Source organism: Microbacterium oleivorans (genome assembly GCF_013389665.1).
GTDB classification, from domain to species: Bacteria; Actinomycetota; Actinomycetes; order Actinomycetales; family Microbacteriaceae; genus Microbacterium; species Microbacterium oleivorans_C.
This window is the reverse complement of record NZ_CP058316.1, coordinates 250,656-272,836: the sequence shown is the minus strand read 5'-3', so window position 1 is coordinate 272,836 and position 22,181 is coordinate 250,656. Positions and strand designations below refer to the sequence as shown.

Genomic DNA, 22,181 nt, shown 5'->3' with positions numbered 1-22,181 from the left:
CGGCTCCAGCACCGGAGCGAGCTCGGACACGAATCGACGGACCTCGGTGGCGGACCCGCCGGAACCGGCCGCGACGGCGACGAGCAGACCTTCCGGCGCTCCCGTTCGGAGCACCTCGATGAGGTGCTCCTGCCAGGGCGCGACGTCGGTGATCCGCACCGCACCGTCGAGGCCGAGCTGGAGAGTGGTCGGCGACCGCCACAGGGGGACGGCGGAGGGGAGGAGGCGCGGCATGCTCACGATTGTGGATCGCCGCCGCACCCGCGGACGCGGTTGTCCACATCGATGCCGCCCCCGGCGTCGGGATGACGCGCGGGGGAGGAATCGGCGGTAGTCAGACCGGGCGGGGACCCTCGGGACCCTCGGGATCGGTGTCCTCGGCGACGGGCTCGGGCTCGGATGCGTCGCCGGGGAGCTCGGACCGGGAGGCGGCTTCGGAGAGCAGCGCGTCGAGCGCATCGTCCATCTCGTCGCGCTCCGGCGCCTCGCCCCGGGCGTGCGCCTTCAGACGCCCGATGAGGGCGGAGGGGTCGTCGATGTCTGCGGGAGTGGGCATGAGATCGGGGTAGTCCCAGAGGCCGTCGCGGGCTTCGCGGCCGACGGCATCCGTGATCGCGCGCCACATCGCCGCCGCTTCGCGCAGACGGCGCGGGCGCAGCTGCAGGCCCACGAGCGAGGCCATGGCCTGCTCCGCGGGGCCGCCCACCGCCCGGCGCCGGCGCACCGCCTCGGCGATGCGGTCCGCGCTCGGCAGACGCGTGGTGGCATCGGCGGTGACGACGTCGACCCACCCCTCGATGGTCGCGAGCAGGTGCTCGAGACGGCCCAGGGCCGCGGCCTGGGCCTCGGACTGCTGCGGCAGGAGCACGCCGCTCTCGAGCGCCTGGCGCAACTCGTCGGGCTGCGACGGGTCGAACCGGGAGGCCAGCTCCTCGAGGGCGTCGGTGTCGACGTGGATACCGCGCGCGAAGTCCGTCACCTGGGAGATGACATGCAGGCGCAGCCACCGTGCGTGACGGAAGAGCCGGGCGTGGGCGAGTTCGCGGGTCGCCAGCGAGAGTGCGAGCTGATCGTCGTCGATGCCGAGATCACGGCCGAAATCGGCGAAGTTCTGCGGGAGGATCGCGGCTTCGCCGTCGGGCATCACCGGAATGCCGACGTCCCCGCCCGAGACCACCTCCTGCGAGAGCTTGCCGATCACCGCGCCGAGCTGAGCGGCGAACAGCGAGCCGCCGACCGTACGCAGGAGCCGTCCGGCGCCGGCGATCATCTCGCGCATCTCCTCGGGCGCCTGCGTCTCGAGGGCCGCGGTGAGCGCGTCGGCGATCGAGCCCGCCACGGGCTCGGCCAGCTCCTGCCACACCGGGAGGGTGGCCTCGACCCACGCCCCCCGCGTCAGGGCGCGCGGCGGCACGGCGAGGTCGGATATCGTCGTCGCCTCGCTCAGCCAGAGCGTGGCGAGCGAGAACGCGTCGGAGAAGTCCTGCCGGTCGCCCGAGCGGATGCCGTGGTCGTCCTTGTTGGCCAGGTGCAGCGCCTGCGTGCGCGTCGCGCTCCAGTCGATGCCGCCGTCGCCGCCGGCCGCGAAGGCACCCTGCAGCTGCCGCATCATCTGCTGCAGCATCGCGGGGTCGACGCCCATCGCGCCGAGCTGCTCGAGTTGCTCGGGACCGAGGGTTCCCCCCTGGCCCATCAGGCTGCGCAGCAGCTCCTGGAACTCGTCCTCGGGGGAGCGGTCATCGTCAGCCATGTCAGGCGCCTTTCAGCAGGGCGGTCAGCTCGCGTTCTACGCTAGCCGCACGACCTCGTCGCACGGCTCGAACGACCCCCGTTCGCTTTCGCCGGTCGCGAACGACCGGGACCAGAAAGCAGCACGTGTCACTTTTCGACGAGAACGCCCCCGTTCCCGCGCCTCGGCGGCGCCTCGGCCGTCCGGCCCTCGCCGGCCTGTGGGCGGTGTCGCTGTCGCTCGTGGCCCTGCTCGTGCTCACGCTGGTGCCCACCTCGTTCGTCATCCAGCGACCCGGGCCGGTCTACGACACGCTCGGCAGCGTCACCACCGGCGACGGCGACGAGCGGCCGCTGATCAGCGTGTCGGGCGCGGAGACCTACCCGACCTCCGGCTCGTTGGACCTGCTGACCGTCGAGGTCCTCGGAAACCGCGAACGGACGCCTTCGTGGTTCGAGCTGGCGGGCGCCTGGTTCGACCCGTCCCGTGCCGTCGTTCCGATCGACGACATCTTCCCCGACGGGGTGACGACCGAGCAGCGCAACGACGAGAACGCCGCGCTGATGGTCGACTCGCAGAAGGAGGCCACGGCGGCGGCCCTGACCGAGCTCGGCTACGACGTCGAGTCGCTCGTGCGCGTCTTCCAGCTCACCGACGACTCGCCCGCCCAGGGCATCCTGGAGCAGAACGACATCATCCGAGCGGTCGACGGCCGACCGGTCACCACGACGGCCGCGCTGCGGGATGCGATCGGCGCCGGCGACGGCGCCCCTGTCGCCCTGACGGTCGAGCGGGGCGCCGAGACGATCGAGCAGGAGGTGACGCCGGCCGAGGTGACCATCGACGGCGAGACCCGGTGGGCCATCGGCGTGACGATCGCGCAGGATTTCGACTTCCCGATCGAGGTCACCCTCCAGCTCGACAACGTCGGCGGCCCGAGCGCCGGCATGATGTTCGCGCTGGGCATCATCGACACCCTCACCCCCGGTGAGTTGACCTCCGGCGAAAGATTCGCCGGAACGGGCACCATCGACGCCGAGGGTACGGTGGGGCCGATCGGCGGCATCCGGCAGAAGCTCTACGGAGCGAAGGATGCCGGCGCCGACTGGTTCCTCGCTCCCGAGCGCAACTGCAACGAGGTCGTCGGGCACGTCCCGGACGGGCTGCGGGTCTTCTCCGTCGCCGACCTCGACGATGCGCTGGCGGCGATCGAGACCGTGACCGCCGGCGGCGACCTCGACGCGCTCCCGACCTGCACGACGGGCTGAGCGCTCGGCGTCCCCCCAGCAGGGCGGCGCCTAGGATGGAGAGGTGACCACGACCTCAGCGCCGAACCCGGCCACACCCAGCAGATCCCGCCGCGCCATAGCCATCACCCTCGCCGTCATCGCGGCCGTCGTGGTGGCCTTCTTCATCTTCGCGAGCCTCTACGCCGACTGGTTGTGGTTCCGCCAGCTCGGTTTCGACAACGTCCTCGTCACACAGTGGACCGCGCGGGCCCTGATGTTCGTCGTCGGCTTCGTCGCGATGGCGGTTCCGGTGTGGCTGTCGATCCAGCTCGCCTACCGGCTGCGTCCCGTCTACGCGCGGCTGAGCTCGCAGCTCGACCGCTACCAGGAGGTCGTCGAACCGCTCCGCCGCCTCGGCATGTGGGGCATCCCGACCTTCTTCGGCTTCTTCGCAGGCTTCGCCGCCTCGGCGCAGTGGGAGACCGTGGCGCTGTGGTTCAACGGCGTGACCACCGGGGTCACGGACCCGCAGTTCAACCTCGACACCGGGTTCTATCTCTTCACGATGCCGTTCCTCTCGGCCGCCATCGGGTTCGTCTCGGCGATCGTCATCGTCTGCCTCCTCGTCACCGCTCTGGTGTCGTACCTGTACGGCTCGGTGCGCGTCGGTCAGCGCGAGCTGCGCATCTCGAAGTCGGCGCGCATCCAGATCGCCATCCTCGCGGGCGTGTACCTGCTCGTGCAGGGCGCGAGCCTCTGGCTCGATCGCTACCGGACCCTGGTGACCCCCAACGACCGCATCACCGGTGCCGCCTACGTCGACGTGAACGCCGTCATCCCCGGGCAGGCGATCCTGGCGATCGCCGCGGGCATCGTCGCCGTCGCATTCTTCGTCACCGCTGTGATCGGCCGCTGGCGCTACCCCCTCATCGGCACCGGTCTGCTCATCGTCTCGTCCCTCGTCGTCGGCATCGCCTACCCGTGGTTCGTCGACAACGTGCAGGTCCGACCGAATCAGCTGACCCTCGAGTCGCAGTTCTACGAGCGCAACATCGAGGGCACCAAGGCGGCCTACGGCATCGACGGCCTCGAGAAGACCGACTTCGAGGCGGTCACCGACGTCGAGCCCGGTCAGCTGCGCGCCGACGCCGACACCACCGCCTCGATCCGCATCATGGACCCGGCCATCATCGGCCCCACGGTGCGTCAGATCGAGCAGTACCGCTCCTACTACCAGTTCGCCGAACCCCTCGACGTCGACCGCTACGAGATCGACGGCGAGTCGCAGGACACCGTCGTGTCGGTGCGCGAGCTCAACGTCAACCAGCTCGGCGACGCCGCCTCGTGGTACAACACGACCCTGGTCTACACCCACGGCTACGGCATGGTCGCCGCCAAGGGCAACGAGCGCACCGCCGACGGCAACCCCGTCTTCGTCGAGCGTGGTATCCCGGCATCCGGCGAGCTCACCCTCGAGCAGGAGTACGAGCCCCGGGTCTACTTCGGCGAGTTCTCTCCCACGTACTCGATCGTCGGCGCTCCGGAGGGCACCTCGCCCATCGAACTCGACTATCCGCGCGGCCAGGAGGGCGAGAGCCAGACGAAGACGACGTTCGACGGCGAGGGCGGCCCCTCGATCGGGGACGTCTTCCACCGCCTCATCTACTCGCTGAAGTTCCAGTCGACCGACATCCTGTTCTCGGATGCGATCAACGAGGACTCGCAGATCCTCTACGACCGGTCGCCGGCTGAGCGCGTGCAGAAGGTCGCTCCCTACCTGGAGCTCGACAACGACCCCTACCCCTCGGTGGTCGACGGGCGCATCGTCTGGATCGTGGACGGCTACACGTTGAGCGCGAACTACCCGTACTCGTCGATCGTCAGCCTCAGCGACGCGATCTCCGACTCGTCCAACCCGCAGCCGCGCGTCGCTCTGGACAACATCAACTACATCCGCAACTCGGTGAAGGCGACCGTCGACGCATACTCGGGCGAGGTGACCCTCTACGCCTGGGACGCGGAGGACCCCCTGCTCCAGACATGGCAGAAGGTCTACCCGAGCACGCTGCGGCCCATCAGCGAGATGAGCGGCGACCTGATGAGCCACGTGCGCTACCCGACCGACCTGTTCAAGGTGCAGCGCGCCATGCTCGGCACCTACCACGTCGACACCGCCCAGTCGTTCTACTCGCGCGACAACGCGTGGAAGACCCCGAACGACCCGCAGCAGGACACCCAGCTCCAGCCGCCCTACTACCTGACGATGAAGATGCCGGGGCAGGAGGCTCCGTCGTACTCGATGTTCTCGTCGTTCATCCCCGGTGGACAGGACACCCGGAACGTCCTGATGGGTTATCTGTCGGTCGACTCCGACGCCGGTGCCGAGGCGGGAACCGTCAGCGGAGAGTACGGCAAGCTCCGGATGCTCGAGATCAACGCCGAGACCCCGGTCGCCGGCCCCGGACAGGTGCAGAACACGTTCGACGCCGATCCCGAGGTGTCGTCGTTCTCCAACATCCTGCAGCAGGGCCAGTCGGAGGTCATCAACGGCAACCTGCTGACGCTCCCGGTCGGCGGCGGGCTGCTCTACGTGCAGCCGGTCTTCGTGCAGTCCTCCGGTGCCACCAAGCTCCCGACGCTGCAGAAGGTTCTCGTGGGCTTCGGTGACGAGGTCGCGTTCGAGAACACGCTCCAGGAGGCGCTCGACGTGCTCTTCCGCGGTGACTCGGGTGCGAGCACCGGAGACACCGACGTCGTGCCCGATCCCGTACCCGGCGAGGAGGGGACCACTCCGACCCCGGCGCCGACCACGCCCGGCGAAGACGGCGGGACTACCGCGCCGACCGTCCCGAGCCTCGACTACCAGCAGGCGCTCGACCAGGCCCGCGACGCCCTCGCCGAGCGCAACACGGCGATGCAGAACGCCGACTGGGCGGCGTACGGCGAGGCCGACGCCAAGCTGACGGCGGCCATCGCCCGACTGCTGGAGCTGGGCGAGCAGGGCTGAGTCAGGCGCGGCGGCGTCACCGCAACAGGGAAGGGCCCCGGCTGATCAGCCGGGGCCCTTCCCTGTTGCGTGAGCTGTGTGCGGGAGCTCGTCGCTCGTGGCCGGTCAGTCGCGGCCGTACCGGCGCGCCCGACCCGCCAGCCCGGCGAAGTGGAACGGCCCCGCGGAGGCGGGCTCGATCTCGACGTCGACGGTGCTGTCGCGGTGCGCGGCGTCGTGCAGATCCCGGTAGGTGGGGACGTCGACCGGTGTCCGAGCCGCGAGGATCGCCTCGGTCTCGGCGCCGCGCGTCGCCTCGCGGTAACCGGGCTGGACGACGAGGGTGAAGAACTCGCTCACCGAACCGGAGCCGTAGCTGAACAGACCGATGCGCGATCCGGCCAGGTCGTTCTCGCCGTCCAAGAGCGCCGCGAGGGCCATGTAGAGCGACGCGGTGTAGGAATTGCCGATACGGCGGTTGTAGCCCGTCGTCGCGGTCACCAGCTCGGGATCGAGTTCCACGCCGACGTGCTGGCCGAGCGCCCGATGCGCCTTGACGGCCATCTTGGTGAACGGCTGGTGGTGGCAGAACCAGTCGATGTCGGCGATGTCCACACCCCCGCGCGAACGGTAGTCGTCCCACGCGCCCGCGACACCGTCGAGGTAGGCGCTGACCGACAGCTTGCCGTCGACGACGGCCGTGACGCTGTCGTTGGGCCGCCAGAAGTCGTCCACCTCGGCCGTGTGCACGCCGGCGGCGAGCTCGAGCACCGCGAGCGCGGGATCGGCAGACACCAGGAAGGCGACCGCGCCCGCGCCCTGCGTCGGCTCGGCCGCGGTGTCGAGCTCGTACCGGGCGACGTCGCTGGCGATGACCAGCACGCGCTCGCCCGGGTTGCGCGCGATGAGGCCTGCGGCTGCCTGCAGGGCCGCGGTCGCCGAGTAGCAGGCCTGCTTCAACTCGACGACGCGCACGGAGCGGGGGAGGTCCAGGAGCTCGTGCACGTGGACACCGGCAGCGCGGGACTGATCGATGCCGGTCTCGGTCGCGAAGAACAGGGTGCGGATGCCGTCGACTCCGTGACGGTCGATGATGCGCTGCGCGGCCGCGGCTCCCATCGTGACGATGTCCTCGTCGAGGCCGGGGATGCTCATCTGCTCCTGGCCGAGTCCGACGCGGAACTTCGCGGGGTCGATGCCGGCGCGTTCGGCGAGGTCGTCGAGCTCGACGACGTGCGAGGCGGTCGCGACGGCGAGGTCGTGGATTCCGATGGTGGTCACTTCGAGGAGTCCTTCCGGCGCTCGAGGAGCAGGTGCGACTGCATCAGCTCCCCAGGGTTGGTCTGGGCGGCGAGCAGGGAGAGCTCGCCGCAGAGGACGGTGGCGGCGATGAGGCTAGCCAGCCGTCGGGCGTTCTCGCCGGGTGCGCGATCCTCGCGGCACCCGAGTCGGGTCAGCGCATCGTCGACGGCGGGCAGGTCCTTGCCGTTGCCGACCGTCCCGACGATCAGGTGGGGGAGTGTGCACGAGAAGTACAGGTCGCCGTCGCCGCGCACCTCGGCCCACGTGAATCCCTGAGAGCCCTCGACGATGTTCGCGGCGTCCTGGCCCGTCGCCAGGTAGAAGGCCAGCAGCATGTTGGCGTAGTGGGCGTTGGCCGAGCGCAGTGCGCCTGCGATGGTGGATCCGACGAGGTTCTTCTGCACGTTGAGGTCGACGATCCGCTGGGCGGTCGATCGGAGCTGCTTGTCGACGAGTTCGGCGGGGATGAGGATCTCGGCGATGACGCTCCGGCCGCGACCGAGGATGCCGTTGACGGCGGTGGCCTTCTTGTCGGTGCAGTAGTTGCCCGAGATCGAGCCGTACGACAGCTCGGGGTGCCACGACAGGACGCGCTCCATCAGAGTCTCGGCGGCGAGGGTGACCATGTTGTGACCCGAGGCGTCGCCGGTGGTCAGCGCGAAGCGCAGGTACAGCAGGTTGCCGACGATCTCGGTGTCGAGGTCGATCAGGCGCGCGTGCCTGCTGCGCTCCGAGACCGCGGCGGCGAGGTCGTCGAAACGCGCGCCGATCGCGCGCGAGGCGGCGACGGCGGCGGCGGCGCTCTCGGCGACGAACAGCGAGGACCTCGTCATCCTCTCGTCGACGACCGTCACGCGGATGCCGTCGTCGACGAGGCGGGAGATGCGGGCGCCGCGTCCGACGGAGGGCCACAGGGGCGACTCGTACGTGGCCAGCGGCACATCCTGCTCGGTCTCGACGTCGCCGGTCAATCGCAGCGGGCCGACCCAGCGCAGGGGGATGGGGGTGAACTCGGCGCTCATCGCGCGTCCTTCCCGCCGGCGCGTCGCGCCAGGCTGTCGAGATCGACGCCGCGGGCGCGCGCGAAATCGGCGGCGCGACCTCGGACGATCAGGTCGGTATGGCGAAGGGCTTCGGGAGTGGTCGCCCCCACCAGTGAATGCAACGCAGCGAGGTGGTCAGACCATTCCCGGATCCGGGAGATCAGCGCCTCGGCGCCGCCGTCGATGACGACCGAGAGGAACGACCCGGACGCGCCGACGGCGCGGGCGCCGAGCGCGAGCCCCCGTGCGACGTCGAGCGGGGTGCGCACACCCCCCGACGCGAACAGCGTCGGAGCGTGCAGCGGCGCCTCCAGCAGGCACTCCACGGCCGACTGGCCCCAGCCCGCGAGGTACGCGTAATCGCGACCGGCGCGGCGGTCGTTCTCGACACGGACGAAGTCGGTGCCGCCGACGCCGGACACATCGGCGTATCGCACGCCCATGTCCGCCAGCCGCGTGAGGGTCGCAGCGCTCAGACCGAAACCGACCTCCTTGACCACGACGGGCACGTCCACGCCCGCGACGATCGCCTCGAGGGAGGCGGGCCAGCTCGAGAAGGAGCGGCTGCCCTCGGGCATCACCGTCTCCTGCACCGCGTTGACGTGAACCTGCAGCGCGTCGGCGCCGAGGGCGTCGACGGCGCGACGAGCGTCGTCGGGCCCGCGCTCGATGCCGACGTTGGCCATGACGAAGCCGTCCGGGTTCTCGTCGCGGATGACGCGGAAGGTGCCGAGCAGCTCGGGGTTGTCCAGGGCGATGCTCAGCGAGCCAGACGCGATGGCGACGCCGGTCTCGCGTGCCGCGATCGCGAGGTCGCGGTTGATGACTCCCGTCGACGCGCTGCCCCCCGTCATGGCGTTGACGTAGAACGGCAGGGCCCAGCGCTTCCCGGCGACCTCGACGCCGAGGTCGACCCGATCCGCGTCGACGCCCGCCAGGGCGTGGTGGACGAAGGTCACATCGTCCCAGCCGTTCGGGCGCGGGGCCTCGCGCTGCTGGGCGTCGGCGAGACGGACGTGGTCGTCCTTGCGTTCGGAGGAGCGCTCAGCCGTCATTGTTCTCTCCTTCGGGCGGGTGCACGCCGATCGTGAGGTGTCGGATGTCGTTGGTCTCCCAGGTGCGCAGCATCCCGGCCACGTCCGCGTCGGCGGGAGCGAGCACGATGCCGCAGTCGCCGCCGCCGGCGCCCGAGGGCTTTGCCGCCGCCCCGATGCCTTCCGCCGCGTCGCAGAGGATGCGCAGCCGGTCGGTCTCGATGGTGACGCCTGAGCGCTCACCCAGATGCTGGAGCAGCCGACGATTACGCCGGATCGCGCGGAGCGCCAGCTGATCGTCGGCCGGTTCGACCGGGTCGCCGGATGCCGCGGGCGAGAGGGCGCGCCACAGGTCGCCGACGCACTCGCGCGAGGCCGACAGGAACGCGGCCTGGTCGGGTCCGGTCGCGCTCGTGCCCCGCGAGACGCCGCTCACGAGGCGCTCCGTCGAGGCGGGGTGCCCCGTCCAGCCCACGAGCAGGTCGAGACCGGCGGGCGGCTCCAGGCGCACGATCTCGGTGTCGGCCCAGACCTCCGAGCCCAGCATCGCGTCGACGCCGATCTGGGCTCGAGCCGCTCGCAGGCGGTCGCGGTCGGGCGAGCGGTAGCCGATCCAGCCGCCGTAGGTGCTGGCCGCGACATCGCCGCCCGAGGCGTTGGGGGCGACGGCGATGGTGGCGAGCATCGCCAGCTCGTATCGCCCGCGCAGGCCCAGTCCGAGACCGTAGAACGCATCGATCGCGGCGATGGTGGCCACCGTGACGGCCGCCGACGATCCGAGTCCGAACTTCCGTCCGCTCGGGTCGTCCAGGCCGCTGTCGATGCGCAAGTCGAAGAATCGCGGCTCGATCCCGCGTTCGGCGCGCAACCGCTCGGCGACCTCGATCGCAGCGATCACGTAGTCGTAGGGGTGGTGCTCGCGGTCGAGGGTCAGGCCGTCGGCGCCGTGCGTCCAGCGCACCGGCATCCGGCCGTACTCCGGCGAGTGGATGCTGCCGGCGTCGACGCCCCGGGTCAGCGAGACGGTGAGGTAGCGGTCCACCGCGATCAGCACCGACGGCTCGCCGGGTGAGACGACGGCGTACTCGCCCGCGACGAAGAGCTTCCCCGGTGCTCGGACGACGATGGCGTCCGGCTGGGTGGGCACGCTCACCCGTGCGCCCGCCCGGTCAGCGCGGCCGCCGGACCCGGGCGCGCCACGGCGAGCTCGGCGAGGCCGGAGAGGGCGGCGGTGACGGCGGGCACGTCGTCCGGGCGGGTCAGCACCACGACGTTGGGGCCGGCATCGGCCGTGGCCCATGCGCCGACTCCGCTCTCGCGCAGCGCGGCCACGCGGTCGAAGATCTCCACACTCACCGGCGTCAGGTATCGGATCGGAGGATCGCACGACTGGATGAGGGCGTGCATGCGCAGCGCGTTGACCTCGGTGATGCGCCCCAGCCGGTCGACGTCGCCGTCGGCACACGCCAGCACGGCGGCATCGAGGGTCTCCGCGGTCGACTCCACCCACGCGCGGTAGTACGGCGAGGTGAGGATCGTGCGACGCATCGCCTCACGGCTGGACACCGGCTTCTCGCGCTTCTCGACCATCGCCACGACCATCGCGAGGTCGGGGGCGTCGAGGGGCTCGGCGAACGACGTCGTGTCGTCGTCGCCCGCGTGCCACACCGCGAACCCCGGGATGATCGAGCGCGAAGCAGAGCCGGAACCCCGTCGCGCGAGCCGGCTCAAGGCGGGGACGTCGAGGTCGAGCCCGTACGCAGCGGACGCGGCGAGGGCGAGAGCCGCGAAGCCCGAGGCCGACGACGCGAGCCCGGCGGCCGACGGCACGGTGTTCGCCGTCTCCACCCGCGCGAAACGATCGCTGCCGGCCAGCTGGCGCACGAGGTCGAGGAAGCGTGTGACGCGCTGCGCCGGACCGTCGGAGCGCATCACGCCGCCGAACACGAGCACGTCGCCGTCGGCCGCGTCGTCGACGGTGACGGTCGTCGTGGTGGGGAAGATGTCGAGCGTCATCGACAGGCTGCCGGTCGCCGGCAGGTTCAGGTCGCTGTCGCGTTTGCCCCAGTACTTCACGAGGGCGATGTTGGGGTGCGCGGTGGCGGTCGCGGAGGTCATGCCGCTCCTTCGACGGTGGTGGTCCAGACCGCGGCGGCGCCGGCGCGGGTGAGTCGGTCGCTGAGTGCGGCCGCGGCATCCAGATCGGGTGCGAGGGCCAGGACGCAGCCGCCGCGGCCGCCGCCGGTGAGCTTGGCCCCGAGCGCGCCCGCAGACATGGCCGCGCGCACGAGATGGTCCAGCGCCGGGTCGCCGACGCCGAGCCCGTCCAGCAGCACGTGCGCCCGGCTCATGGCCGCGCCGATGTCGTCCCGCGCGCCCGACGAGACGTCCCGGCGCAGGGCGGTGGCGAGCGTTCCCAGCTCGTCGAGGGCGGCCTCGACCCCCTCCGGGTCGTCGTGGCGGCGAGCGGCGACGGCGGCCACCGCTTCGCGCGTGCGCCCGCGTACGCCGCTGTCGGCGATGACGAAGGTGAGGTCGCGCCCGACGCTGACGGGTTCGATGCGTCCGCCGTCGAACCACACCGCGGCCCGCGCGCGGACCGTGCGGGCGTCCAGTCCGCTGGGTGAGCCGTGGGCGGCGCGCTCGGCGGTCTGGATGAGCTCGTGGAGGCGTTCGTCGTCGACCGTCACGCCGCAGGCGCGGAGCGTCGCCTCGATGACCGCAGCCGAGACCGCGGCACTCGAGCCGAGGCCGCGCTCGGCGGGGATGCTGCTCTCGATCGCGATGTCGACGGGCACGGCGCGGCCGCCCGCGGCCTCGAGCGCGGCCGACAGCGCCGTCAAGGTCACCCCGAGGCGTTCGGGCGCCCGCGAGATCGCCCCGTGGTAGAGGGCGCTCGACAGGCGGGGTTCTGCGACGGCGGGCCGCGCCTCGGCACGAGCGCCCAGCGCACGCACCGGGATCGCGATGGCCGGACGCCCGTAGACGACGGCGTGCTCGCCGAGGAGGATAGCCTTCGCACCGGCGCGGCCCGTCGCGACGGGCGCCACGGCTGAGCCGTTCGTCGCCGCGTGCGGATGAGCGTCCGGTGCGATGGGGACGTCGGTCGATGCAGTCATGGAATTTCGACGAGCGTAACAGCCCCTCCCGCACCCGGGCTGGAGACGCATCCGATGTGACCGGAGGGCGCTGCGGGCGCTAGGATGGGCGCCGCACCCAGCAACCTTTAACACCGTCCCGTGAGGCGGAGAAGGGAGCGGCGGATGAGCACGCGAACCGTGCTGCATGAAGCCGACATCGCCCGGGCCCTGACGCGGATCTCGCACGAGATCCTCGAGTCCAACCGGGGCCCCGCAGAGCTCGTGATCCTCGGCATCCCTCGTCGAGGCGTCCCGCTCGCCGCCCGCATCGGCGCGATCCTCGCCGACATCTCCGGCGTTCCCGTACCGGTCGGTGCGCTCGACGTGACGATGTACCGCGACGATCTGCACCGCAATCCGACGCGCGCGCCGCAGCCGACCGAGATCCCCGCCGGAGGCATCGACGGACGGACGGTCGTCCTCGTCGACGACGTGCTGTTCTCGGGGCGGTCCATCCGCGCCGCGCTCGATGCGCTGCAGGACATCGGCCGGCCCGCCGCCGTGCGGCTGGCGACCCTGATCGACCGCGGCCACCGCGAGCTCCCGATCCGCCCGGATTTCGTCGGCAAGAACCTGCCGAGCGCCCGCGACGAGCGCGTGAACGTGCGGCTGCGCGAGGCGGACGGCATCGAGGAGGTGACGATCGGCTCATGAGGCACCTGCTCGACACCAAGGGACTCGGCCGAACCGACGCGCTGCGCATCCTCGACGTGGCGGAGGACATGGCCGCTACGCAGCACCGCGAGGTGCGCAAACTCCCGACGCTGCGGGGCAAGACCGTCGTCAACCTCTTCTTCGAGGACTCGACGCGCACCCGCATCTCGTTCGAGGCGGCGGCGAAGCGCCTGTCCGCCGACGTCATCAACTTCTCGGCGAAGGGCTCGTCGGTGTCCAAGGGCGAATCGCTCCAGGACACCGCGCAGACGCTGCAGGCGATGGGTGCCGACGCGGTCGTCATCCGGCACGGCGCGTCGGGCGCACCGCACACCCTCGCCACGAGCGGATGGATCAGCGCGGGCGTGGTCAACGCCGGCGACGGCACCCACGCCCACCCCACCCAGGCTCTGCTCGACGCCTTCACCGTGCGCAAGCGGTTCTTCGGCGACGCGAGCCGCGGGCGGGATCTCGCCGGGCTCCGGGTCACCATCGTCGGCGATGTGCTGCACTCTCGCGTGGCCCGCTCGAACGTGTGGCTGCTCACGACGCTCGGCGCGGAGGTGACCCTCGTCGCCCCGCCCACCCTCGTACCCCAGGACGTCTCGGCCTGGCCGGTGCGGGTCGTCTACGACCTCGACGACGCCATCGCCGACGGCCCCGACGCGCTCATGATGCTGCGTATCCAGCTCGAACGCATGAACGCCGCGTATTTCCCCACTGAACGGGAGTATTCCCGCACGTGGGGGCTGGACGCCGCGCGCTTGGGGGCGCTTCCGGCCGATAGCATTGTGCTGCACCCCGGCCCGATGAACCGGGGGATGGAGATCTCCGCCGCCGCTGCCGATTCGCCGCGCTCGACCGTGCTCGAGCAGGTGGCGAACGGCGTCTCGGTGCGGATGGCCGTGCTCTACCTGCTGCTGGCGGGCGAGCGCATCGAAGCTGAGGAGGACGGACGATGAGCGAGAGCTTCCTCATCCGCGGAGCACGACCGAGCGGCGGCGCCGCGACCGACATCGTCGTCGTCGACGGACGCATCGTCGAGACGGGCACCGGGCTGAGCGCGGCCGGGGCCTCCCTCGTCGACGCCGACGGGCTGATCGCCCTGCCCGGTCTGGTCGACCTGCACACACACCTGCGGGAGCCCGGCTACGAAGCCTCCGAGACGATCCTCACCGGCACGCGCGCCGCCGCGGCCGGCGGCTTCACCACCGTGTTCGCGATGCCCAACACCTCGCCGGTGGCCGACACCGCCGGCGTCGTCGAGCAGGAGCTCGCCCTCGGCGAGGCCGCCGGCTTCGCGCACGTGCAGCCGATCGGCGCGGTGACCATCGGGCAGAAGGGCGAGCGCCTCGCCGAGCTCGGCGCGATGGCGTCCTCGCGGGCGCGGGTCCGCGTCTTCAGCGACGACGGCTTCTGCGTCTTCGACCCGCTGATCATGCGGCGCGCGCTCGAGTACGTGAAGTCGTTCGACGGCGTCGTCGCCCAGCACGCGCAGGACCCGCGGCTGACCGAGGGCGCCCAGATGAACGAGGGCACGGTCTCGGCCGAGCTCGGGCTGGCCGGATGGCCCGCGGTGGCGGAGGAATCGATCATCGCCCGCGACGTGCTGCTGGCCGAGCACGTCGGCTCCCGGCTGCACGTGTGCCACCTCTCGACCGCCGGCTCGGTCGACATCATCCGGTGGGCCAAGAAGCGCGGTGTCGACGTGACCGCGGAGGTGACGCCCCACCATCTGCTGCTGACCGAAGAGCTGGTGCGCGGGTACGACGCACGGTTCAAGGTCAACCCGCCGCTGCGGCGCGACGAGGACGTGCTCGCGGTGCGCGAGGGCCTCGCCGACGGCACGATCGACATCGTCGCGACCGACCACGCCCCCCACCCCGCCGAGGCCAAGAGCTGCGAGTGGGCGGCGGCGGCCAACGGCATGGTCGGCCTGGAGTCGGCGCTGCGCGTCGTGCAGCAGGCCGTCGTCGACACCGGGATGCTCACGTGGGAGGACGTCGCCCGGGTCATGTCGACGGCGCCGGCCCGCATCGGGCGCCTGCCCGGCGCCGGCACGCCGATCGCACCCGGACAGCCCGCGTCGCTGACGCTGTACGACCCCCGCCCCGTGCGCCCGTTCACGGATGCCGATCTGCGCGGGCGCAGCGTCAACTCGCCCTACCTCGGCCGCGAGCTGCCCGGGGAGGTGCGATGGACCTTCTTCGGCGGAGTCCCCACCGTGGCCGACGGCGCGCTCCTGGCCGAGCCGGGAGCGCTCGCATGACCCGCGAGGGCGCCCTGCTGGTCATGGTCGCCGTCGCACTCGTGCTGCTGGCCCTGGGCGTCTGGGCCTGGCGACGACGTACTCGACGCGACGGCGGGCTCGTCGCTCCCGTGGGCGAACTGCCCGTCGGCGCGGTCGAGACCGCCTCCGTTTCGGGCCTCTACGTCGCCACGACGCGCCACGACGAGCCGCTGGAGCGCCTCGCGATCCGCGGTCTGGGCTTCCGCTCCCGGGTCGACGTCATCGTCGCCGGCGGCGCAGCGCCGGGCGTCGCGATCGACCTGACCGGGCAGCCGCGCCTGTTCATCCGGGCCGACCGCATCGTCTCCGTCGACCAGGCGACGGTCGCCATCGACCGCGTGGTCGAGAAGCAGGGCCTGACCCGCCTGTGCTGGCGGATCGACGGCGAGAGCGTCGTCGACAGCTACTTCCGGCCCCAGACCGCCTCGGCCCGCGCCCTGGCCGAGGCCATCCGATCCGTTCTGACCCCCACCCAGACCCCAGGAGGCGACGCGTGACCCTGTTCACCCGCGACCCCGCCGTTCTCGTGCTCGAGGACGGATCCCGCCACGTCGGACGCGCCTACGGCGCTCGCGGCACCACACTCGGCGAGGTCGTCTTCGCCACCGGCATGACCGGGTACCAGGAGACGCTCACCGATCCCTCGTACGCCGGTCAGATCGTCCTGCAGACGGCACCGCACATCGGGAACACCGGCATGAACGCCGAGGACGTCGAGTCCCGACGCATCTGGGTGGCCGGGTACATCGTGCGCGACCCGGCGCGCGTCGTGTCGAACTGGCGCTCCGAGAACTCCCTCGACGAATCTCTGGAGCAGGACGGCATCGTCGGCATCAGCGGCATCGACACCCGGGCGGTCACGCGCGTGCTGCGCTCGGCCGGGTCCATGCGCGGCGGCGTCTTCAGCGGCGACGCCGCCGACATCGATCCCGACGAGCAGCTGCGCATCGTGCGCGAGGCACCGCAGATGAGCGGCCGCAATCTCTCGGCCGAGGTCTCGGTGGCATCGGCCGAGGTGACGGCGGCCACGGGGGAGCGCATCGGCAACCTCGCCGTGCTCGACCTCGGCGTGAAGCAGGCGACGGTCGACAACCTCGCGGCGCGCGGCTTCGATGTGCATGTCCTGCCCCAGAACGTCACGATCGACCAGCTGCGCGCCATCGACCCGGTCGCGGTGTTCTACTCCAACGGTCCGGGCGACCCCGCGGCATCCGATCACCACGTCGCGCTCCTGCGCGATGTGCTCGACTCCCGGCTGCCGTTCTTCGGCATCTGCTTCGGCAACCAGCTGCTCGGGCGTGCGCTCGGCTTCGGCACCTACAAGCTCCCGTTCGGCCACCGCGGGATCAACCAGCCGGTGCTCGACAAGCAGACGGGCCGCGTCGAGATCACGGCGCACAACCACGGATTCGCCGTCGATGCGCCCACCGAGGGCGTCACCGACAGCCCGGCCGGCTACGGCCGCGTCGAGGTGAGCCACGTGGGGCTCAACGACAACGTCGTCGAGGGACTGCGCGCCCTCGATCTGCCCGCCTTCTCGGTGCAGTACCACCCCGAGGCCGCGGCCGGTCCCCACGACGCCAACTACCTCTTCGACCGCTTCCGCGACCTCGTCGTCGCGAACCAGGAGAACGACAACTGATGCCCAAGCGCGACGACATCCACAGCGTCCTCGTCATCGGGTCCGGCCCGATCGTCATCGGCCAGGCCTGCGAGTTCGACTACTCCGGCACCCAGGCCTGCCGGGTCCTGCGCGAGGAGGGCGTGCGCGTCATCCTCGTCAACTCCAACCCGGCGACGATCATGACCGACCCCGACTTCGCCGATGCCACCTACATCGAGCCGATCACCTGGCAGGTCATCGAGACGATCATCGCCAAGGAGCGCCCCGACGCGATCCTGCCGACCCTCGGCGGCCAGACCGCGCTCAACGCGGCCATCGACCTCCACAAGAACGGCATCCTCGAGAAGTACGACATCGAACTGATCGGTGCGAACTTCGAGGCGATCAACAAGGGCGAGGACCGCCAGATCTTCAAGCAGCTCGTGCTGGACTCGGGTGCGGACGTGGCCGACAGCCGCATCTGCCGCACGATGGACGAGGTGCTCGCCGGTGCCGCCGAGCTCGGCTACCCGCTCGTCGTGCGCCCCTCGTTCACCATGGGCGGTCTCGGGTCGGGCTTCGCCTACGACGAGAACGACCTGCGCCGCATCGCCGGCGCAGGCCTGCGCGACTCGCCCACCACCGAGGTGCTGCTCGAGGAGTCGATCCTCGGGTGGAAGGAGTACGAGCTCGAGCTCATGCGCGACACGGCCGACAACACCGTCGTCGTGTGCTCGATCGAGAACGTCGACCCCGTCGGCGTGCACACCGGCGATTCGATCACCGTCGCCCCGGCGCTCACCCTCACCGACCGCGAGTACCAGAAGCTCCGCGACATCGGAATCGACATCATCCGCGCCGTCGGGGTGGACACGGGCGGGTGCAACATCCAGTTCGCCGTCGACCCGGCCACGGGGCGCATCATCGTCATCGAGATGAACCCGCGCGTCTCGCGCTCGTCGGCTCTCGCGTCGAAGGCGACCGGCTTCCCGATCGCGAAGATCGCCGCCAAGCTCGCCATCGGGTACCGCCTCGACGAGATCCCGAACGACATCACCAAGGTGACGCCGGCGAGCTTCGAGCCCACGCTCGACTACGTCGTGGTGAAGGTGCCCCGGTTCAACTTCGAGAAGTTCCCCGCCGCCGACACCACGCTGACGACCACCATGAAGTCGGTGGGCGAGGCGATGGCGATCGGACGCAACTACGCCACGGCCCTGCAGAAGGCGCTCCGCTCGCTCGAGAAGCGCGGGTCGAGCTTCCACTGGGGCGACGAGACGCGATCCGCGGAGGAACTGCTCGAGATCGCGAAGACGCCCACCGACGGCCGCATCGTCGTGCTGCAGCAGGCGATGCGCAAGGGGGCCACGACCGAGCAGGCGTTCGAGGCCACCGCGATCGATCCGTGGTTCCTCGATCAGATCGCCCTCATCAACGAGGTCGCCGAGTTCGTCGCCGGCGCCGCGGAGCTCGACGAGCACGTCCTGCGGATCGCGAAGGACCACGGTTTCAGCGACGCGCAGATCGCGCAGCTGCGCGGCCTGGAGGAGGACGAGGTGCGCAGCGCCCGCCACGGGCTCGGCATCCGTCCGGTGTTCAAGACGGTCGACACCTGCGCCGGAGAGTTCCCGGCGCTCACGCCGTACCACTACTCCTCGTACGACACCGAGACCGAGGTGACGCCCTCGGAGCGCACGAAGGTCGTCATCATCGGCTCGGGCCCGAACCGCATCGGCCAGGGTGTCGAGTTCGACTACTCGTGCGTGCACGCGAGCTTCGCGCTGTCGGATGCCGGCTACGAGACGATCATGGTCAACTGCAACCCCGAGACGGTCTCGACCGACTACGACACCAGCGACCGGCTCTACTTCGAGCCCCTGACCCTCGAGGACGTCCTCGAGGTGCTGCACGCCGAGGCGAAGTCCGGCACGATCCTCGGCGTCGTCTGCCAGCTCGGCGGGCAGACGCCGCTCGGCCTCGCGAAGGGCATCGAGGCGGCCGGGTACACGATCCTCGGCACGCAGCCCGCCGCGATCGATCTCGCCGAGGAGCGCGAGCTGTTCTCGCGCCTGCTCGACGACGCGGGCCTCGTCGCCCCGCGCAACGGCACCGCGATCGACGTCGAGGGTGCCGTCACGGTGGCCGAGTCGATCGGGTACCCGGTGCTGGTGCGCCCGAGCTTCGTCCTGGGCGGACGCGGCATGGAGATCGTCTACGACACCGACAGCCTGCGCGACTACTTCGTACGCGTGGCCGACCAGGCCATCATCGGGCCGGGCCTGCCGCTGCTGGTCGACCGGTTCCTCGACGACGCCGTGGAGCTGGACGTCGACGCGCTGTTCGACGGTGACGAGCTCTACATCGGCGGAGTCATGGAGCACCTCGAGGAGGCCGGCATCCACTCCGGCGACTCGAGCTGCACCCTGCCGCCCATGTCGCTCGGACGCACCGAGATCGACCGCGTGCGGGACGCGACCCTCGCCATCGCCCGCGGCGTCGGGGTGCGCGGGCTGCTGAACGTGCAGTTCGCGGTGTCGGCCGGCGTGCTCTACGTCATCGAGGCCAACCCCCGCGCGAGCCGCACGGTGCCGTTCGTGTCGAAGGCGCTGGGCATCCCGCTCGCCAAGGCCGCCTCGCGCATCATGGCCGGCTCGACGATCGCCGAGCTCAAGGGTGAAGGCCTGCTTCCCGTCGAGGACGGCTCGCGCGTGCCGTTGGACGCGCCGGTCGCCGTGAAGGAGGCCGTGCTCCCGTTCAAGCGGTTCCGCACCGCGGACGGCCGGACCGTCGACTCCGTGCTCGGCCCCGAGATGCGCTCGACCGGCGAGGTCATGGGCATCGATCGCGACTTCCCGACCGCCTTCGCCAAGAGCCAGGCTGCCGCCTACGGCGGGATGCCGACCTCGGGCACGGTGTTCCTCTCGGTCGCCGACGACGACAAGCGAGCGGTGATCCTGCCGGCCCACCGGCTGCAGGAGCTCGGCTTCCGGCTCGTGGCCACCGAGGGCACCGCTGAGATCCTCGCCCGCAACGGCATCCGGGTCGAGGTCGTCGGCAAGTACTCCGAGACCCAGCAGTCGGGGGAGCGCAACGTCGTCGACCTGATCAATGCGGGCGAGATCGACATGGTGGTGAACACCCCTTCGGGCGGTGTGGCCCGCGCCGACGGCTACGAGATCCGAGCGGCCGCCGTCGCCGGCGACCGGGCGCTGTTCACGACGATGGCCGTGCTCGGCGCGGCCGTCAGCGCGCTCCCGGTGCTGCGCGAGGGCTTCGCGGTCAAGAGCCTGCAGGACTACGCCCGCGAGCGGGCGGCGCGCGTGTGATCGGATTCGGTGAGCGCCTCGAGCGCGCGTTCGAGCGCCACGGCCGGCTGTGCGTGGGGATAGACCCGCATGCCGCGCTGCTGGCGGGGTGGGGGCTGCCGGCCTCGGCTGCCGGCGCCCGCGAGTTCGGTCTGCGGGTGGTCGAGGCCGCAGCAGGTCGGGTGGGCATCGTCAAACCCCAGGTCGCGTTCTTCGAGCGCTACGGCTCTGCGGGCTTCGCAGCGCTGGAGGACGTGCAGGCGTCTGCGCGCGAAGCGGGGCTGATCGTGATCGCCGACGCCAAACGAGGCGACATCGGAAGCACGATGGACGGCTACGCGGCAGCCTGGCTCGAGCCCGGCGCGCCGCTCGAGGCGGACGCGGTCACGGTGAGCCCGTACCTCGGACCCGGCTCGCTGCGCGGCGTCATCACCGCGGCCGCCCGCGCGGGCAAGGGCGTCTTCGTCCTCGCCGCGACCAGCAATCCCGAGGCGGCCGGTCTGCAGTCGGCCGAGGTGACCGTCGTCGACGCCGGCCGCGGTCAGACCGTCGCCGACTGGGTCGCCACCGGCGTCGGCTGGGCCAACCGGGGGGCCGGCGCGGCGGGCCGACTCGGTCCGGTCGGCCTGGTGGTGGGAGCCACCGTCGACCGCCGCGAGCTCGGCCTGTCGGACGATGCGCTCCGCGGTGCGCCCATCCTCGCGCCCGGCTTCGGTGCGCAGGGAGTCGGACTGCGCGAGGTGAGGGCCGTCTTCGGGTCTCACGCTCCCCGTGTCATCGCGAGCGCGAGCCGCAGCATCCTCGACGCCGGTCCCGACGGCGTCGGTGCCGCGATCGAGGCCCACCGCGACGAGCTCGCGGCCGCACCCGAGGAGGAAGCCCGTGGCTGAGCGCCCCCACCCGCCCGAGGTCGACCGGGTCGCCGCGTCGCGTCGTGCCGTCGCCGTGCGGCGCGAGCGCGCGAGCCTGAAGAAGGATGTCGCGATGCGCGTCATCTCGCCGCAGGAGCTGCTCCGTCGAGCGTGGGCCGACCCGGACTCGGCCGCCGGTTCCCTGCGCATCACCGATTTCCTCACGGCCATCCCGGCGATCGGCGAGAACAAGCGCGACCGCATCCTCGCCGATCTCGACATCTCGCCGGTGAAGAGGCTGGGCGGCCTGGGCTCGCGGCAGCGTGTCGACCTGCAGGCGTTCCTCGACGCGCGCCTCCCCGAGCCGCAGCCCCGCTCCGGACGATCTCGGCTGCTGGTGCTCGCAGGTCCCACGGCCGTGGGGAAGGGCACGGTGGCCGCGCACATCCGTGACAACCACCCCGAGATCATGCTCTCGGTCTCGGCGACGACGCGCTCTCCGCGGCCCGGGGAGGTCGACGGCGAGCACTACTACTTCGTCGACGACGCCGAGTTCGATCGGCTCATCGCCGCGGACGCCCTGCTGGAGTGGGCCACCGTCCACAACCGGCATCGCTACGGCACGCCCCGCGCGCCCATCGACGCGGCGCTGGCAGCGGGCCGCACCGTGCTGCTCGAGATCGATCTGCAGGGCGCCCGCCAGGTGCGCTCCGCGGCGCCCGACGCCACCCTGGTGTTCCTGCTGCCGCCCAGCTGGGACGAACTCGTCGACCGGTTGGTCGGTCGCGGCACCGAGGACGCCGAGGAGCGGGCGCGCCGCCTGCGCACCGCCCGGGTCGAGCTGGCCTCGCAGGGCGAGTTCGACTTCCGCGTCGTCAACGACACGGTGCCCCGGGCGGCCGCCGAGGTCGCCGCGCTCGCGCACTGACCGCGTCGCCGGCGGCACCCGAGCCCGCGCACTGTAGAATGGCAGGATGCCTGCGCTCGCACAGCGCGGCAGCAGACTCTCCACCAC

General features: G+C 71.3%; 17 protein-coding genes. 10 read left to right on the top strand and 7 right to left on the bottom strand.

The genetic code is table 11. From position 1 onward, the window contains the following. Positions 1-334: 334 nt before the first annotated feature. Complete coding sequence (locus HW566_RS01385) at positions 335-1,750, bottom strand: zinc-dependent metalloprotease (RefSeq protein WP_178009745.1); 1,416 nt, start codon at positions 1,748-1,750, stop codon at positions 335-337. Between the two features lie 125 nt (positions 1,751-1,875). Between HW566_RS01385 and HW566_RS01380 the strand changes: the two genes are divergently transcribed. Next, the gene (locus HW566_RS01380) at positions 1,876-2,997 is read left to right on the top strand and encodes a YlbL family protein (RefSeq protein WP_178009744.1); all 1,122 of its coding nucleotides are present in this window, start codon (positions 1,876-1,878) and stop codon (positions 2,995-2,997) included. A 43-nt stretch (positions 2,998-3,040) separates the two neighbouring features. Next, positions 3,041-5,965 (top strand): UPF0182 family membrane protein, encoded by a 2,925-nt coding sequence (locus tag HW566_RS01375; protein WP_178009742.1) that lies wholly within the window; start codon positions 3,041-3,043, stop codon positions 5,963-5,965. 105 nt (positions 5,966-6,070) lie between these two features. Here HW566_RS01375 and HW566_RS01370 read toward each other — a convergent pair whose 3' ends face one another. The 6 genes from HW566_RS01370 to mvk are packed head-to-tail and all read right to left on the bottom strand — an operon-like array spanning position 6,071 to position 12,442. Beyond that, a complete protein-coding gene (locus tag HW566_RS01370) occupies positions 6,071-7,225 on the bottom strand; it encodes a hydroxymethylglutaryl-CoA synthase (RefSeq protein WP_178009740.1) in 1,155 nt (384 codons plus the stop codon). Further along, entirely contained in the window at positions 7,222-8,268 is a 1,047-nt protein-coding gene (locus HW566_RS01365; RefSeq protein ID WP_178009738.1) for a hydroxymethylglutaryl-CoA reductase, read from the bottom strand. The genes HW566_RS01370 and HW566_RS01365 overlap by 4 nt, the downstream gene beginning before the upstream one ends. Continuing rightward, positions 8,265-9,344, bottom strand: a complete 1,080-nt coding sequence (gene fni / locus HW566_RS01360) for a type 2 isopentenyl-diphosphate Delta-isomerase (RefSeq protein WP_178009736.1) — start codon at positions 9,342-9,344, stop codon at positions 8,265-8,267. The genes HW566_RS01365 and fni overlap by 4 nt, the downstream gene beginning before the upstream one ends. Continuing rightward, positions 9,334-10,470 (bottom strand): phosphomevalonate kinase, encoded by a 1,137-nt coding sequence (locus HW566_RS01355; RefSeq protein ID WP_256728810.1) that lies wholly within the window; start codon positions 10,468-10,470, stop codon positions 9,334-9,336. The genes fni and HW566_RS01355 overlap by 11 nt, the downstream gene beginning before the upstream one ends. Positions 10,471-10,472: 2 nt before the next feature. Then, positions 10,473-11,441: a diphosphomevalonate decarboxylase gene (gene mvaD, locus HW566_RS01350; RefSeq protein ID WP_178009734.1), complete on the bottom strand. Its 969-nt coding sequence runs from the start codon at positions 11,439-11,441 to the stop codon at positions 10,473-10,475. Continuing rightward, the gene (gene mvk / locus HW566_RS01345; protein ID WP_178009732.1) at positions 11,438-12,442 is read right to left on the bottom strand and encodes a mevalonate kinase; all 1,005 of its coding nucleotides are present in this window, start codon (positions 12,440-12,442) and stop codon (positions 11,438-11,440) included. The genes mvaD and mvk overlap by 4 nt, the downstream gene beginning before the upstream one ends. Before the next feature lie 144 nt (positions 12,443-12,586). Between mvk and pyrR the strand changes: the two genes are divergently transcribed. Genes pyrR through gmk form a run of 8 tightly spaced genes read left to right on the top strand, consistent with a single transcriptional unit; the run spans position 12,587 to position 22,094 of the window. Further along, positions 12,587-13,117 (top strand): bifunctional pyr operon transcriptional regulator/uracil phosphoribosyltransferase PyrR, encoded by a 531-nt coding sequence (gene pyrR / locus HW566_RS01340; RefSeq protein WP_178009731.1) that lies wholly within the window; start codon positions 12,587-12,589, stop codon positions 13,115-13,117. Beyond that, on the top strand, positions 13,114-14,079 hold the full coding sequence (locus HW566_RS01335) for an aspartate carbamoyltransferase catalytic subunit (protein ID WP_178009729.1): 966 nt from the start codon (positions 13,114-13,116) through the stop codon (positions 14,077-14,079). Before pyrR ends, HW566_RS01335 begins: the two co-directional genes overlap by 4 nt. After that, complete coding sequence (locus HW566_RS01330) at positions 14,076-15,386, top strand: dihydroorotase (protein ID WP_178009727.1); 1,311 nt, start codon at positions 14,076-14,078, stop codon at positions 15,384-15,386. Before HW566_RS01335 ends, HW566_RS01330 begins: the two co-directional genes overlap by 4 nt. Next, complete coding sequence (locus HW566_RS01325; protein WP_178009725.1) at positions 15,383-15,904, top strand: PH-like domain-containing protein; 522 nt, start codon at positions 15,383-15,385, stop codon at positions 15,902-15,904. Before HW566_RS01330 ends, HW566_RS01325 begins: the two co-directional genes overlap by 4 nt. Beyond that, entirely contained in the window at positions 15,901-17,049 is a 1,149-nt protein-coding gene (gene carA, locus HW566_RS01320; RefSeq protein ID WP_178009723.1) for a glutamine-hydrolyzing carbamoyl-phosphate synthase small subunit, read from the top strand. The genes HW566_RS01325 and carA overlap by 4 nt, the downstream gene beginning before the upstream one ends. Further along, entirely contained in the window at positions 17,049-20,336 is a 3,288-nt protein-coding gene (gene carB, locus HW566_RS01315) for a carbamoyl-phosphate synthase large subunit (RefSeq protein ID WP_178009721.1), read from the top strand. The genes carA and carB overlap by 1 nt, the downstream gene beginning before the upstream one ends. Further along, positions 20,333-21,205 (top strand): orotidine-5'-phosphate decarboxylase, encoded by an 873-nt coding sequence (gene pyrF, locus HW566_RS01310; protein ID WP_178009719.1) that lies wholly within the window; start codon positions 20,333-20,335, stop codon positions 21,203-21,205. Before carB ends, pyrF begins: the two co-directional genes overlap by 4 nt. Continuing rightward, a complete protein-coding gene (gene gmk / locus HW566_RS01305) occupies positions 21,198-22,094 on the top strand; it encodes a guanylate kinase (protein ID WP_178009717.1) in 897 nt (298 codons plus the stop codon). Before pyrF ends, gmk begins: the two co-directional genes overlap by 8 nt. The last annotated feature ends 87 nt before the right edge of the window (positions 22,095-22,181 follow it).